This window comes from Pseudomonas sp. PDM31 (genome assembly GCF_019218965.1).
Lineage (GTDB): Bacteria > Pseudomonadota > Gammaproteobacteria > Pseudomonadales > Pseudomonadaceae > Aquipseudomonas.
On sequence record NZ_JAHUWS010000002.1, the window covers coordinates 438,153 to 452,656 of the forward strand.

Genomic DNA, 14,504 nt, shown 5'->3' on the forward strand with positions numbered 1-14,504 from the left:
ACGCGCACGCGACGTTCTGTAGGAGCCGGCTTGCTGGCGATGGCGGTGTATCAGGTGCACCGCGTTGTATTCATCGCCAGCAAGCGGGCTCCTACAGTCGTGTATTACTTCTTGAATCGAAGTGTAAGAGCATCCGCCACCGCAGGGTGTACGAACTTGGTGATGTCGCCGCCCAGGGCTGCGATTTCACGGACCAGCGTCGAGGAGATGAACGAGTAGCGTTCGGATGGGGTAAGAAACAGGCTTTCCACATCCGGCGCCAGCTGACGGTTCATGTTGGCCAGCTGGAACTCGTATTCGAAGTCCGACACCGCGCGCAAACCACGCAGGAACACGTTGGCATTCTGCTCTTTGGCGAAATGCGCCAGCAGCGTCGAGAAGCCGACCACTTCAACGTTGGGCAGATGCTGGGTGACCTCGCGCGCCAGTTCCACTCGTTGTTCCAGAGGAAACAGCGGGTTTTTCTTCGGGCTGGCGGCGACGGCAATGATCACGTGGTCGAACAGGCGCGAGGCGCGTTCGACCAGATCGCCATGGCCCTTGGTAATAGGGTCGAAGGTACCTGGGTACAACACTCGGTTCATCGCGTCGTCCTGGCGGGAATCCGTTGGGGAGTCGGATGGTATCGCAGCCTTCCCGGTCGGCCAAGTCGCCTGTGGGATAAGAAAGCACTATAGACGACAGGGATAATCATATTTTTCACGGATTTTTCAAGCGCTCGGCCAGGGAGGTCGCCAGTTGCGCCGTCAGTCCATAGACCGAAAGCTGCGGGTTGGCGCCAATGCTGGTGGGGAATAATGAACCGTCGTGGATCGACAGATTGCCCAGTTGATGATGGCGGCCGAGGCTGTCGGTCACGGCATGGACCGGGTCTTCACCCATGGCGCAACCGCCCATCACATGGGCGCTGCCCAAGCGGGTTCGATACAGCTCCAGGCTCAGGCCATCGATCAGCGTGCGCGCTTCGGCCAGGGTTTTCACGTAGCGGGCGTCGGCGTGCATTGGCATTACCGCCTTGGCGCCACCGGCGAACTGGATCTCGGCCATGCTGTGGAACGCCCGGCGCAATCCATCCCAGGCATAGGGCGAGAGCTGATAGTCGAGCACCGGGGTGTCATCGCTGCGCAATTCGACGCTGCCACCGGGGCTGTCCGGGTGAAAACCGTCCCGGAGCAGCGCCAGCATGGCGTGGGTGTGCGGCAGGTTCGCCATGTGCTGCGAATTTTCCTCGCCGAAGCCTCCGAGCAAGGTCGTGGCCAGCGCCGGGTGCAGTGGCGGGACTTCGAGTTTGTAGGACATCTTGCCGGCGGTGCCGTCCAGCCACTGGAAGTGGTCGGAGTAGATCGACTGCGGCGCGCCATAGAAAGGGTTGATCACCTCGTCGAACAGCGCGGCGGACATGTTCACCGGATGCAGGAACGTGCGTTTGCCCAGGCGCTTATGCGGATCAGGTGCGCCGGAGCGCAGCAGCAGCGCCGGGCTGTTGATGCCGCCGCCGGCCAGCACGTAATGCCGCGCCTTGACCGTAATGGTGCGCCCGGTTGGCGCGACACAACGTTCATCCATCGCCGAGCATTGCAGGCCGGTGACCTTGTCGCCGCTGAGAGAGAGTTTTTCCGCGCGGGCCAGGTAAAGCAGTTCGCCGCCTTTTTCCAGGGTCGCCGGAATGGTGGTGACCATCATCGACTGTTTGGCATTGGTCGGGCAGCCCATGCCGCAGTAACCGAGGTTCCAGCAACCGCGCACGTTGCGCGGGATCACATGCCAGCTGTAACCCAGGCTCTCGCAACCTTTGCGGATCACGTCGTTGTTGGGGTTGGGCGGCACCATCCACGGGGCGACGCCCAAGCGCTGCTCCATTTTCTCGAACCACGGGGCCATGTCCGCCGGGCTGTGGCCCTTGACGTTATGCTCCCTGGCCCAGTGTTCCAGGGTTGCCTCTGGAGTACGGAAGCTGGAGGTCCAGTTGATCAGCGTGGTGCCGCCCACCGCACGGCCTTGCAGGATGGTGATCGCGCCGTCTTTGCTCATGCGGCCGATGCCTTCCTGATAGAGGCTGGCGTAGGCCTGGTCTTCGAGCAGCTTGAAGTCGCTGCTGGTCTTGAGCGGGCCTTCCTCGATCAGCAGCACCTTGTAGCCGGCCGCGCTGAGAATCTCCGCAGTGGTACCGCCGCCGGCCCCGCTGCCGATGATCGCCACATCCGCTTCGAGGGTCAGGTCCCGGGTCAGTTGCGAGCCATTGTAGGTTTTCCAGCCTCGGGCCATGCCTTCGCGGAACGGATCGGGTACGGGCATCTTCTGGTTCTCTTTTTATTATGGTTCAAGTGCTGTGGTGATACGACCGACGTCTTCGCGAAGGGGGCGACCCGGTTTCAAACTGTGGGAGGCCCGGGATACCCGCAATGCGCCCATGACTCCTTGCGCCCATACCAGGCCATCATCACCAGTTGCAGCAATGAGCTGTGGCCCATGCGCAGCAGGCTCAACGAGCTGTTTTCCCAGCGATCCAGAAACTGGCGGATATCGTTGGCACTGGCGTTTTCCCAACTGCCCCAGATCCCGGTCAGCGGACCGCGGGTCACGGCCATGCCCAGCACGTCGAAGAGCTGCCGGGTCAACTTGAGCATTTCCGGTGACAGGTGATCGAGGTTGTAATCCAGGCTTTTCAGGGTGCCTTCGACGGCGTCGGGCATGCGTTCGCTGCTTACGGCGCCGGTGAGCATTACCGGGACCAAGGCGCGCAGGAAAGCTAAATCGCCGGTGCGCAGGGAGGCAAAACCGTTGGCCGGGACGCTGGACGAGCAGCCGCTGAGGCTGGCGCCCAGTCCGGCAGTGGCGAGAAAGGCGCTGGCGCCGAGGCTGAATTTGAGCAGGCCGCGCCGTGACAGCGCGGGTGTATCGGACAGGCTGGGGCTCATTATTGTTATTACCCGACGGTGGTGATCTTTAGCGAATGAACAGCTTCTGGATCAGTTTCTGAATGGACTTGCCGTACGGTGGATAAATCAGCTTCGACGCATTGAAGCGCTGCTTGATCAGTACACCCTTGGCCTTGCTGAACGTCAGGAACCCTTCGTGACCGTGGTAATGGCCCATGCCGGAGGCTCCGATGCCGCCGAACGGCATGTCGTCCTGGGCGACGTGCAGCAGGGTGTCGTTCAGGCATACGCCGCCGGAATGGGTTTCCTGCAGCACGCGATCCTGCTCGCGCTTGTCGTAGCCGAAGTAATAGAGCGCCAGCGGGCGAGGGCGCTGGTTGATGTAGGCAAATGCCTGATCCAGATCCTTGTACGGCACGATCGGCAGCAGCGGGCCGAAGATTTCGTCCTGCATGACCGTCATGTCATCAGTGACGTTGAGCAATACGCTATGGCTCATGCGCCGGCCCTGGCCTTGTTCGAACAGCGGGATCAGCAATGCGCCCTTGCTGGTGGCGTCGCTGACATAGCCATTGAGGCGGGTCAGTTGTCGGTCATTGATGATCGCGGTGTAGTCCGGGTTGTCAGTCAGTGTCGGATAAAACCCGCGAACGGCCGAGCGATAGGCTTCAACGAATGCACCGACACGATCTTCCGGCACCAGCACGTAGTCCGGGGCTACGCAGGTCTGTCCGGCATTCAGGGTTTTGCCGAAGGCGATGCGCTCTGCGGCGTCCTTGAGTGGCACATCGCGGGAGACGATGGCCGGGGATTTGCCCCCGAGTTCCAGGGTCACCGGTGTCAGGTTCTCGGAGGCGGCGCGCATCACGTGTTTGCCGATGCTGGTGGCACCGGTGAATAGCAGGTGATCGAAGGGCAGTCGCGAGAACGCCACACCCATATCCGCCTCGCCAAGGACGACACAGACCAGGTCTTCCGGAAAGATCCGCGCCAGCAGTTGCTTCATCAGCAGGCCAGTGGCGGGCGTCGATTCGCTGAGCTTGAGCATCACCCGGTTGCCTGCCGACAGGGCACCGACCAACGGCCCGACGGCCAGGTACAGCGGGTAGTTCCATGGCACGATCACCCCGACTACGCCGAGGGGTTGATAAACCACTTTCGCCGACGCCGGCTGGAAGGCAGCACCGACCTTGCGCCGTGAAGCGCGCATCCAGCCCTTGAGGTTCCGGCTGGCGTAATGGATGCCGTGCAGGCTGGGCATCAGTTCGGCGAGCAGGGTTTCATCGGCGCTGCGATGGCTGAAGTCCTGGCTGATCGCGTCGATCAGGGCCTGGCGTTCATCGTTCAATAAATCCTTCAACGCCTTGAGCCATTGCTGGCGCTGGGCGGCGGGTGGCATCGGATTGGCGGCGTAGGCGGCGCGCTGAGCATCGAACAGTGCCTGCAGCTCTACCAGCGGCTGCTGCAGGTTTTGCAGGTAGGAGATATCAGCGGTCATCGTCGGCTCCGGATTTATTGTAATGAGGTCTTTTTAGAGTCTATGCTCTAGAATGTCAAATGGCATCCTGGTTCAGCTTTCTTTTATCCATTCGCCGTTAGGTCGTAAGATGCCCGTCAACGCACTCTGAATTAAAGCTCAAGCCATGGCCCCAAGGATCAAAACCAGCGAGCGCATCGTGCAGAACAGCCTGGAGCTGTTCAATCAGCAGGGCGAGCGCAGCATCAGCACCAACCACATTGCTGCCCACATGGAAATTTCCCCGGGCAACCTGTACTACCACTTCCCTAACAAGCAGGCGATCATCGCCGTACTGTTCAGTGAGTACGAAAGCCTCGTGGACAGTTTCCTGCGCCCGCCCCAGGGCCGTGCCGCCACGGTGGAAGACAAACGTTTCTATCTCAAGGAATTGCTGTCGGCGATGTGGCGCTACCGATTCCTGCATCGCGACCTCGAACACTTGCTCGACAGTGACCAGGACCTGGCGGATCGCTACCGGCGTTTCTCCCAGCGCTGTCTGATCCAGGGCGCGGCCATCTACGAAGGGTTTGTCGCCGCCGGCATTCTCAAGATGGATCGTGTGCAGATCGAATCCCTGACGCTCAATGCCTGGATCATCCTCACCTCCTGGGTGCGATTTCTGTGCACGACCCGGGAGAACTCCAGTCATTTGAGTGAGCAGGCGATCAAGCGCGGGGTCTATCAGGTGCTGGTGCTGGAAGCCGGGTTTGTCACGGATCAGTCGCGCGCTGACGTCAACGCATTGTTCGAAGAGTTTTACGTGCCGCTGGCCCAGGCCCTTGAAGAATTGTGAGTGAGCTGGGGTGAATTGACCGGTTTGAGCTGGAAAGTGCAGTAGGATCGAGATTCCACAGACACCACAGGAGCAAGTCATGCCCATTGCGCAACTGATCAGCCCGCAGGCACTGGACCTGAAAAAGGACCAGCCGGGGTTGGTGATTCTGGATTGTCGTTTTGCCCTTGAAGACCCGGATTATGGCCAGCGCAGCTATGCCGAAGGACACATCGCCGGGGCGAGTTTTGCCGATCTTGAGCGCGATCTCAGTGGTGCAGTGGTCAAGGGCGTGACCGGGCGTCATCCGTTGCCTGAGCCGGCGCAGTTGATCGAACGCCTGCAAACCTTTGGTATCGACGCTGGCAGTGAAGTGGTCTTGTACGATGACGGTCCGGGTGCCTTTGCGGCGCGGGCCTGGTGGTTATTGGCATGGCTGGGCAAGCGTGATGGCGTGTTCATCCTCGATGGCGGGCTCAAGGCTTGGCATGCGGCGGGTTTGCCGCTGAGCCTGGATGCGCCGTCGCACACTCGCGGCAGCTTTACCGGTAGCCCCGATGCTTCGTTGCTGCTCAGCGCAGAGCAACTGCAAAAACGCCTCGCCAAGCCACAACTGACCTTGCTCGATGCCCGCGCCTTGCCGCGCTTCAAGGGCGAAGTGGAACCGATCGACCCGATTGCCGGACACATACCCGGTGCGCAGTGTGCGGCGTTTACCGACAACCTGGGCACCGACGGGCGTTTCCTGGCGGCCGACCAACTCAAGCACCGCTTCGCCGCGAAACTGGGCGATCGCTCGCCGACCGAACTGGTGGCGTACTGCGGGTCGGGCGTGACGGCTTGTCATAACCTGTTTGCGTTGTGCCTGGCAGGTTATCCGCTGGCCTCGTTGTATGCCGGGTCGTGGAGTGAGTGGATCAATGAACCGTCTCGCGGCATCGCCACTGGCGAGTAGTCGCCACAATCCCCTGTAGGAGCGTAATGCTGTTCACTTGAGTTGGGTCACACACTTGTGGCGAGGGGGCTTGCCCCCGTTGGGCTGCGGACTGACACTCCATCGCGAGCAGGGGGACTGGTGTCTGCGGGATTTCATCAGGCACTTGCCCTGACGGCGGCCAGCCACTGTGGGATGCGCCGCTCCAGGTAGTAACCGGGTTGCCTGATCGAACCGTCGACGAATCCGACATGCCCGCCCTTGGCCTGCAGTTCGAGGTGCGTGCAGGCGGCCAGTTCATCGGCCTGCGGCAGGCTGTGGGGGAAGACGAAGGGGTCGTCTGCGGCCTGAATGATCAAAGTTGGTGTGCGAATTTCCCCCAGGAAGTAGCGGCTAGACGCGCGGCGATAATAATCCTCGGCATCGATGAAGCCATGCAGCGGTGCGGTGACGCGGCCATCGAAATCCCAGAAGGTGCGCATGTTCTCCAGCGAGCCGAGGGCCGCCAGCGCTGCCAGGCCATCCTCGCGTCCGTCGTGCTGGAACTGTCGCTGCTTGTTCTTGATGTAAGCGACCATCTCGCGCATGAAGTGCGCCTGGTAGACCCTGGAGAAACCCTGGCCGATGCGGTCGGCGCACTGGTCCAGGCGAAAAGGTACCGACACCGCGACAGCACCCATCACGCCACTGTCACTGCCGGTCTCACCCAGGTGCTTGAGCAGGACGTTGCCACCGAGCGAATAGCCGACCGCGTACAACGGCGCTAGGGGGCGTTTGGCTTTCAGGTGCCTGATGGTTTCCCCCAGGTCGTCACTGGCGCCGGAGTGGTAGCTGCGCGGCAACAGGTTGGGTTCGCCAGAGCAGCCGCGCCAGTTCAGCGCAACACTGGCCCAGCTCTGATCGCCCAGCGCTTTTTGCAGCCCCGCCACATAAGGTGAATTCGATGAGCCGGTGAGGCCGTGCAGCACCAGCACCAGGGGGGCGTCGGCGCTATGCGGGCCATGCCAGTCGAGGTCGAGGAAGTCGCCATCCTCAAGCCATAAACGTTCACGCTCGCGTTCGATGTGCGTGGTTTTGCGCCACAGCGGACCCCACAGGGTTTGCAAGTGCGGGTTGCCGAGGCCGAGGGCAGGGGTGAAGCGTACAGGCAGATGAGGCACGATCATTCTCGAGGCAGCGGTGCGCAACGCGTACGCACCTTTTTCAGGCCGGTCAATTAACCGGCGATCTCTGCCATACGTTGCCACAACGAGTAGTACACGCGCCCGGATTTCTGCTCGCGATGCAGGCGCCAGTTGCCCGGCAGGCCCAGAGTCGACGGTGCGGATTCGCTTTCGGTGTACACCCACGCTTCCTCGGCCAGCCACTGGCGCTCTTCGAGCAGGGCGCAAACGGCGGGCAACAGGTTCTGGTTGAACGGTGGGTCGAGGAACACCAGGTCGTAAGCCGTTGCTGTCTGGGTTTCCAGGTAGCGCAGGGCATCGGCGGTCTGCACCTGGCCGTTGGTGCAGCGCAGGGTGCCCAGGTGCTCCTTCAGGCTGGATACCGCGATATTACTGGCGTCCAGCGCCTGGCCCATGGCTGCGCCACGGGACAGTGCTTCGAGGAACAGCGCGCCGCTGCCGGTAAACGGGTCAAGGACCTTGGCCCCCGGTACATAAGGCGCGAGCCAGTTGAACAGGGTTTCACGCACCCGGTCCGGCGTCGGGCGCAGGCCCGGAGCGTCGGGAAAACTCAGTTTGCGGCTGCGCCATTCGCCGCCGATGATGCGCAGTTGATTCACGCCGTTATGGACGTTTTTGGCGGGTTTTTTTGGACTGGCCATTAATGCTCCGGAACCCCGAGCGGCTGCTCGGAAGGTTTATCAGTAGGGGCCGGTAACGGCTTTTGCGGCACGGTCGGGCCAGCGCTGACGATGACCATTTTATCCGTGCTCAGGTGTTTGTTCAGTGCGGCTTTGACTTGCTCGACGGTCAGGCTCTGGGACTGCTGCATGAAGTCCTCGAGATGGCTCAACGGCAGATTGTAGAAGCCGATGGCGCCGAGCTGGCCGACGATATCGGCGTTGCTGGCTGTGGACAGCGGGAAGCTGCCGGCCAGTTCGCGCTTGGCGTCGTCGAGCTCTTTTTCGGTCGGGCCGGTTTTAAGGTATTCGGCGAGTACATCCTGCACCAGTTTCAGGGTGCCCTCGCTCATTTCGGCGCGGGTTTGCAGGTTGATCATGAACGGGCCGCGCGCCTGCATCGGAGTGAAACCCGAGTACACGCCGTAGGTGAGGCCACGTTTTTCACGTACTTCGCTCATCAGGCGGGTGCCGAAGCCGCCGCCACCGAGGATCTGGTTGCCCATGGACAACGCTGCGTAGTCCGGGTCGTCCCGGTCGATGCCCAGTTGCGAGAGCATCAGGGTGGTCTGCTTGGACGGGAACTCAATGTGGCCAATGCTGGCCTTGGGTTCGCTCGGTTGTGCAATCTTCGGCAGGGCCGCGCCTTTGGGCAGTGCGGTGGAAACCTGGGCTGCAATCGCTTCGGCTTCTGCGCGGGACAGGTCGCCGACCAGCGCGATCACCACGTTGCCCGCGGCATAGGCTTTGGCGTGGAATGCCTGCATCTGAGCCACGGTGATCGCCGGTACGGTTTTCGCCGTGCCATCGCTGGCGTGGGCGTACGGGTGGTCGCCGTACAGGCGGTTCATCAGTTCCAGGCTGGCCAGTTTTCCGGGGTTCTGCTTCTGGTACTCGAAACCGGCGAGCATCTGGTTCTTGATCCGCGCAAACGAATCGGCGGGGAAGGTCGGCTTGCCGACGACTTCGGCGAACAGCTTCAGGGCCGGCTCGCGTTTGTCCGTGGCGCTGAGGCTGCGCAGGGACGCGACGGCCATGTCCTTGAAAGCGCCGTTGCCGAAGTCGGCACCCAGGCCTTCGAAGCCCTGTGCGATGGCACCAACGTCCTTGCCGGCCACGCCTTCGTTGAGCATGGCGTTGGTCAGCAGCGCCAGACCCGGTGCGTCACCGTCCTGGCTGCTGCCGGCGGCGAAGATCAGGCGCATGTCGAACATCGGCAGCTCACGGGCTTCGACAAACAGCACCTTGGCACCTTCGGCGGTGTTCCAGGTTTGCACGTCCAGCTTGCGATGCTCCGGCGCCTTGCCGTTGAGCTCGGCCAAAGATTGCAGTTTCTGGCTGGCCTTGGCCTTGTCGAGCGCCTCGCTGGCGTTGGTGTCGCCGGAACGCAACAAGTAGAACGCGGCGGAGCCGATCAGGGCGATGGCGATCAGGCCGATCAGGGTCAGACGGGTTTTTTTATGCTCACTCATGAGTCGTCTCCAGTGGCAGTACATGGGCGACGCTGAGACGTTCGCGGGTGAAATACAGCTTGGCGGCTTTCTGGATATCTTCCGGAGTTACGCTTTCCAGATCGGCCAGTTCGGTGTCCATCAATTGCCACGACAGGCCGACAGTTTCCAGTTGGCCGATGGCAGTGGCCTGGCTGGTGATCGAGTCACGCTCGTAGACCAGGCCCGCGATGACCTGGGCACGCACGCGCTCCAGCTCTTCAGCTGATGGCGCCGTGGTTTTCAGCTGTTCGAGCAGTTTCCACAAACCGGCTTCCACCTGGGCGACGGTTTTGTGTTTCTGGGTGTTTGGCGTTGCCGACAGGGTAAACAGGCTGTCGCCACGGGTGTAGGCGTCGTAACTCGACGAACCGCCGGACACCAGCTCCTCGCCGCGTTCAAGCTGGGTCGGAATGCGTCCGCTGTAGCCGCCGTCGAGCAGGGCCGAGATCAGGCGCAGGGCATTGACCAGGCGCTTGTCTTCGGCGGTGGCAATGCTGGGCACGTTGAAGGCCAGCATCAGGCTGGGCAGTTGGGTCTGCACATGCAGGGTGATCTGGCGCTCCCCCGGCTCGGCCAGTTCCAGCGGTTTTTTCGCTGCCGGCACATCGCGCTTGGCGATAGGGCCGAAATAACGCAGGGCCAGGGTTTTGACTTCGTCCGCAGTGACGTCGCCGACGACTACCAGCGTGGCGTTGTTCGGCACGTACCAGGTCTGGTACCAGTGGCGCAGCTCTTCGACTTTCATCCGTTCCAGGTCAGCCATCCAGCCGATTGTCGGGGTGTGATAGCCGCTGGCCGGGTAGGCCATGGCCTTGAAGCGTTCGTAGGCCTTGGACATCGGCTTGTCGTCGGTGCGCAGGCGCCGTTCTTCCTTGATGACCTCGATCTCGCGGCTGAACTCGTCGGCGGGCAGGCGCAGGCTGGCCATGCGGTCGGCTTCCAGTTCGAAAGCGACGCCCAGGCGATCCTTGGCCAGCACCTGGTAGTAGGCGGTGAAGTCATCGCTGGTGAACGCGTTCTCTTCGGCGCCCAGGTCGCGCAGGATCAGCGAAGCCTCACCCGGGCCTACCTTGTCGCTGCCCTTGAACATCATGTGTTCCAGGGCGTGGGACAGGCCTGTGTTACCAGGCGTTTCGTAGCTGGAGCCGACCTTGTACCAGACCTGGGAAACCACCACCGGTGCGCGATGGTCTTCGCGCACGACAACTTTCAGCCCGTTGTCCAAGGTGAATTCGTGGGTGGGTTGCGGGTCGGCAGCCAGGGCCGAAAGGGGCAGGCAAACTGTGCTGAGCAGCAGGCCTGCGGCGCGGCGGGCTAGAGCATTCATTCGTTTTTAAACCTTTGGGGCTGCCCGCTTGGTCTTAGCGTCAGCGGGCGAGAGGGTGCTAGGATACTGATCCGTTTTACTGGCGGCCACGCCTATCAGGCCTCGAAGCTTGATCAGGTTGTATGGGTTTGCGGCGGAAGGCTATGGTTTATCAGCTAAACTCTGCTTTTTCGCCGATTTTGCCGCTTCAGTCCTTCGTGAATCGTTTTTTGTAAGGTGCCATTTGCACCTCGACAAAATGTTGAGCGTGAACAAGCTGGATCAATCGCAGTCTGTTCTGCATCGAATTTTTATTTGCCGAGGCGCCATTGGCGCGTCGCTACCGTGAGATAGCCGTCCTCCATGTTTGGTTCCAACGACGACAAGAAGACCCCAGCTGCGGCTGGCGAGAAAAAAAGCCTGTTCGGATGGCTGCGCAAAAAGCCGCAGGAACCCGTCGTCGAACAGCCACAGCCCATTTCCGAGCCCGCGCCGGCACCCGTAATAGAAGAAGCGCCCGCACCGGTTGTCCTGCCACTTGCCGAACCTGTGTTGCAGCCGACGCTCGAAGCCCGGCCTGAACCGGTCGCTGAAGTCGCCGCTCCATCGCCGCAAGCGCCAGCGGCCGAGCCCTGGCTGACATTGCCGGTGGCGGAAGAGCAGGTGGCGCTGGTTGTAAATGATCAGGCGCCGCACGTGACGCCACCCATTCCAGCCCCGGCAGCATTCATACCAGCGCCGGTTCAGGAGCCTGTCGTTGAGGCGGTTGTTGAGGCAGTTGTTGAGCCTGTCGTTGAGCCGGTTGTTGAGCAGGTCGTTGCACCTGCCACCGTGGCTGAGCCTGAGCCTGAGCCTGCGCCTGCATCTACATCTACATCTACATCTGCACCCGCACCGGTAGTGGTCGAGGCTGTAGCGAATTCATACGCAGAGCCAGAGCCAGAGCCGGTTGTTCCAGTTGCATCCGCTCCAGCCTTTGTACCGGTGCCTGCTCCAGCGTCTGCGCCGGTCATCGCTCCAGTCGAAGTGGTCACTGACGCGACTGCTGAGACGCCCGTCGAACCTGTTCGTAGCGAAGAAACCAAGGCCGGCTTCTTTGCCCGCCTCAAGCAGGGTCTGTCCAAGACCAGCGCCAGCATCGGCGAAGGCATGGCCAGCTTGTTTCTGGGCCGCAAGGCCATTGATGACGAACTGCTCGAGGACCTCGAAACCCGTCTGTTGACCGCTGACGTTGGCGTCGAAGCGACATCGGTGATCATTCAGCGTCTGACCCAGAAGGTCGCACGCAAGGAACTGGCCGATGCCGATGCCCTGTACAAATCCCTGCAAGCCGAGCTGGCCGCCATGCTCAAGCCGGTCGAGCAGCCGCTGAAAATCACTTCGCAGAACAAGCCGTTCGTGATCCTGGTGGTCGGCGTCAACGGGGCCGGCAAAACCACCACCATCGGCAAACTGGCGAAGAAGCTGCAGCTCGAAGGCAAGAAAGTCATGCTCGCCGCGGGCGACACTTTCCGCGCGGCGGCGGTCGAGCAGTTGCAGGTCTGGGGCGAGCGCAACAAGATTCCGGTGATCGCCCAGCACACGGGGGCCGATTCGGCCTCGGTGATCTTCGACGCCGTACAGGCGGCCAAGGCCCGTGGCATCGATGTGCTGATCGCTGACACTGCCGGTCGCCTGCACACCAAAGACAACCTGATGGAAGAGCTGAAGAAGGTTCGCCGGGTCATCGGCAAGCTCGACGCCGACGCGCCGCACGAAGTGCTGCTGGTCCTCGATGCGGGCACCGGCCAGAACGCGATCAACCAGGCCAAACAATTCAACCAGACCGTCGCACTCACTGGCCTGGCGCTGACCAAGCTCGACGGCACGGCCAAGGGCGGGGTGATTTTCGCCCTGGCCAAGCAGTTCGGCTTGCCGATTCGCTATATCGGCGTCGGTGAAGGCATCGACGATTTGCGTACCTTTGAAGCAGAACCCTTTGTCCAGGCACTGTTTGCCGAGCGGGAGCGTTCATGATTCGTTTCGAACAGGTCGGTAAACGCTACCCGAACGGTCACGTGGGCTTGCATGAGCTGAGCTTTCGAGTCCGTCGGGGCGAATTTTTGTTTGTTACCGGCCATTCCGGCGCCGGTAAAAGCACCTTGTTGCGGCTGTTGCTGGCCATGGAACGCCCGACCAGCGGCAAACTGCTGCTCGCCGGGCAAGACCTGAGCACCATCAGCAACGCGCAGATTCCTTTCCTGCGCCGGCAGATCGGCGTGGTGTTCCAGAATCACCAGTTGCTGTTCGATCGCACCGTTTTCAACAACGTTGCGCTGCCGTTGCAGATTCTCGGCCTGTCCAAGGCCGAGATCGTCAAACGCGTGGACTCGGCGCTGGAGCGCGTGGCGCTGTCGGACAAAACTGATTTGTACCCCGGCGACCTGTCCACCGGTCAGCAGCAGCGCGTCGGCATCGCCCGCGCCATCGTCCATCGTCCGGCCTTGCTGCTGGCGGACGAGCCAACGGGTAACCTCGACCCGCGTCTGGCGGCGGAAATCATGGGTGTATTCGAAGACATCAACCGCCTGGGCACCAGCGTGCTGATCGCCAGCCACGACCTGGCCCTGATTGCCCGCATGCGCCACCGCATGCTGACGCTGCAGCGCGGTCGATTGATCGGCGACGGGGAGGCTGCCGTATGAGTGCTACACGTAGCCCCAAGGTTTCCGAGCGAGTGGCCCCGAAAGCCGCCGATCCGCAGCCGCAGAAGAAAAAACACGACGATGACGACGGGCCGGACTTTTCCACATTGTTTCGTGCGTGGGTCGAAAGCCATCGTGCCAGCTTGCTGGACAGCCTGCGCCGCCTGGGCAAGCAGCCGATCGGCAGTTTCTTTACCTGCCTGGTGATGGCGGTGGCCCTGAGTTTACCCATGGGGCTGTCACTTTTGCTAAGTAACGTCGAGCGCCTGGGCGGGTCCTGGCAGCGTGCGGCGCAGATTTCCCTGTATCTGGAAATTAACGCGAGCTCCGCTGAGGGCGAATCGCTGCGTGAACAGATCAAGGGCATGCCTGGCGTGGCCGACGCGGAATACGTCGGCCGGGAACAGGCGCTGGAAGAGTTCCAGCAGCAGTCCGGTCTGGGCGAGGCGCTCAAGGAGCTACCGGAAAACCCGCTGCCGGGGGTGGTGCTGGTGACGCCGAAAGAGGTCGACAAGCCCGCGCTTGAAGCATTACGACAACAACTTTCCGAGCTGCCGAAGGTACAACAGGCGCAACTTGATTTAGTCTGGGTCGAGCGTCTGGCAGCCATCCTCAAGCTGGGTGACCGTTTTGTCTTCGGTCTGACCGTGCTTCTGGTTTCTGCATTACTTTTGGTGATAGGCAATACCATTCGTCTTCATATTGAAAACCGCCGCACAGAGATAGAAGTGATTAAACTGGTCGGCGGCACTGACAGCTATGTGCGCAGGCCCTTTCTGTACATGGGCGCGCTGTATGGCTTCGGTGCGGGGATTCTCTCCTGGGGCGTGCTGGCATTTGGCCTTGACTGGCTGAACGACGCAGTGGTTGGGCTGGCCGGTTTGTACGGCAGTGATTTCGCGCTGGCCGGAGTGCCAGTTGCCGATGGTCTGTCTCTCTTGCTTGGCGCGGTGCTGTTGGGGTATATCGGTGCATGGATTGCAGTCGCACGCCACCTGAGGGAGCTTGCGCCTAAGTAGTATCATTTTGCTCGTATTGACCTTTCAGCGTTTTTGGGAACTTGTCTTTCGGTTT

At 61.3% G+C, this 14,504-nt stretch carries 13 protein-coding genes; 5 read left to right on the plus strand and 8 right to left on the minus strand.

Annotated features, from left to right (window positions below; all coding sequences use genetic code 11):
• Positions 1 to 104: 104 nt before the first annotated feature.
• From coaD to KW839_RS05235, 4 genes are all read right to left on the minus strand, one after another.
• Positions 105 to 584, minus strand: coding sequence for a pantetheine-phosphate adenylyltransferase (gene coaD / locus KW839_RS05220; RefSeq protein ID WP_060542436.1), 480 nt, complete (start codon positions 582 to 584; stop codon positions 105 to 107).
• A gap of 115 nt (positions 585 to 699) precedes the next feature.
• Positions 700 to 2,295: a GMC family oxidoreductase gene (locus tag KW839_RS05225; RefSeq protein WP_218423633.1), complete on the minus strand. Its 1,596-nt coding sequence runs from the start codon at positions 2,293 to 2,295 to the stop codon at positions 700 to 702.
• A gap of 77 nt (positions 2,296 to 2,372) precedes the next feature.
• Complete coding sequence (locus KW839_RS05230; protein ID WP_218423635.1) at positions 2,373 to 2,918, minus strand: twin-arginine translocation pathway signal protein; 546 nt, start codon at positions 2,916 to 2,918, stop codon at positions 2,373 to 2,375.
• Between the two features lie 28 nt (positions 2,919 to 2,946).
• Entirely contained in the window at positions 2,947 to 4,377 is a 1,431-nt protein-coding gene (locus tag KW839_RS05235; RefSeq protein ID WP_218423636.1) for a coniferyl aldehyde dehydrogenase, read from the minus strand.
• 145 nt (positions 4,378 to 4,522) lie between these two features.
• Between KW839_RS05235 and KW839_RS05240 the strand changes: the two genes are divergently transcribed.
• Positions 4,523 to 5,191, plus strand: a complete 669-nt coding sequence (locus tag KW839_RS05240) for a TetR/AcrR family transcriptional regulator (RefSeq protein ID WP_060542432.1) — start codon at positions 4,523 to 4,525, stop codon at positions 5,189 to 5,191.
• Positions 5,192 to 5,270: 79 nt separating this feature from the next.
• The gene (locus KW839_RS05245) at positions 5,271 to 6,125 is read left to right on the plus strand and encodes a sulfurtransferase (RefSeq protein WP_218423637.1); all 855 of its coding nucleotides are present in this window, start codon (positions 5,271 to 5,273) and stop codon (positions 6,123 to 6,125) included.
• A 137-nt stretch (positions 6,126 to 6,262) separates the two neighbouring features.
• On the opposite strand, the gene KW839_RS05250 is transcribed toward KW839_RS05245, so the two are convergent.
• Genes KW839_RS05250 through KW839_RS05265 form a run of 4 tightly spaced genes read right to left on the minus strand, consistent with a single transcriptional unit; the run spans position 6,263 to position 10,767 of the window.
• A complete protein-coding gene (locus KW839_RS05250) occupies positions 6,263 to 7,270 on the minus strand; it encodes a hydrolase (protein ID WP_218423757.1) in 1,008 nt (335 codons plus the stop codon).
• Positions 7,271 to 7,320: 50 nt separating this feature from the next.
• Positions 7,321 to 7,929, minus strand: coding sequence for a 16S rRNA (guanine(966)-N(2))-methyltransferase RsmD (rsmD, locus tag KW839_RS05255; RefSeq protein WP_060542429.1), 609 nt, complete (start codon positions 7,927 to 7,929; stop codon positions 7,321 to 7,323).
• Entirely contained in the window at positions 7,929 to 9,419 is a 1,491-nt protein-coding gene (locus KW839_RS05260) for a pitrilysin family protein (RefSeq protein ID WP_218423638.1), read from the minus strand. The genes rsmD and KW839_RS05260 overlap by 1 nt, the downstream gene beginning before the upstream one ends.
• Positions 9,412 to 10,767: a pitrilysin family protein gene (locus KW839_RS05265; RefSeq protein WP_060542427.1), complete on the minus strand. Its 1,356-nt coding sequence runs from the start codon at positions 10,765 to 10,767 to the stop codon at positions 9,412 to 9,414. The genes KW839_RS05260 and KW839_RS05265 overlap by 8 nt, the downstream gene beginning before the upstream one ends.
• Before the next feature lie 342 nt (positions 10,768 to 11,109).
• Here KW839_RS05265 and ftsY point away from each other — a divergent pair, with 342 nt between their 5' ends.
• Genes ftsY through ftsX form a run of 3 tightly spaced genes read left to right on the plus strand, consistent with a single transcriptional unit; the run spans position 11,110 to position 14,449 of the window.
• Positions 11,110 to 12,762 carry a signal recognition particle-docking protein FtsY gene (gene ftsY, locus KW839_RS05270; protein ID WP_218423639.1) on the plus strand — a complete coding sequence of 551 codons (1,653 nt, stop codon included), beginning with the start codon at positions 11,110 to 11,112 and terminating at the stop codon, positions 12,760 to 12,762.
• Positions 12,759 to 13,430, plus strand: a complete 672-nt coding sequence (gene ftsE, locus KW839_RS05275; protein ID WP_060542425.1) for a cell division ATP-binding protein FtsE — start codon at positions 12,759 to 12,761, stop codon at positions 13,428 to 13,430. Before ftsY ends, ftsE begins: the two co-directional genes overlap by 4 nt.
• Positions 13,427 to 14,449 (plus strand): permease-like cell division protein FtsX, encoded by a 1,023-nt coding sequence (gene ftsX / locus KW839_RS05280; protein ID WP_060542424.1) that lies wholly within the window; start codon positions 13,427 to 13,429, stop codon positions 14,447 to 14,449. Before ftsE ends, ftsX begins: the two co-directional genes overlap by 4 nt.
• Positions 14,450 to 14,504 lie beyond the last annotated feature (55 nt).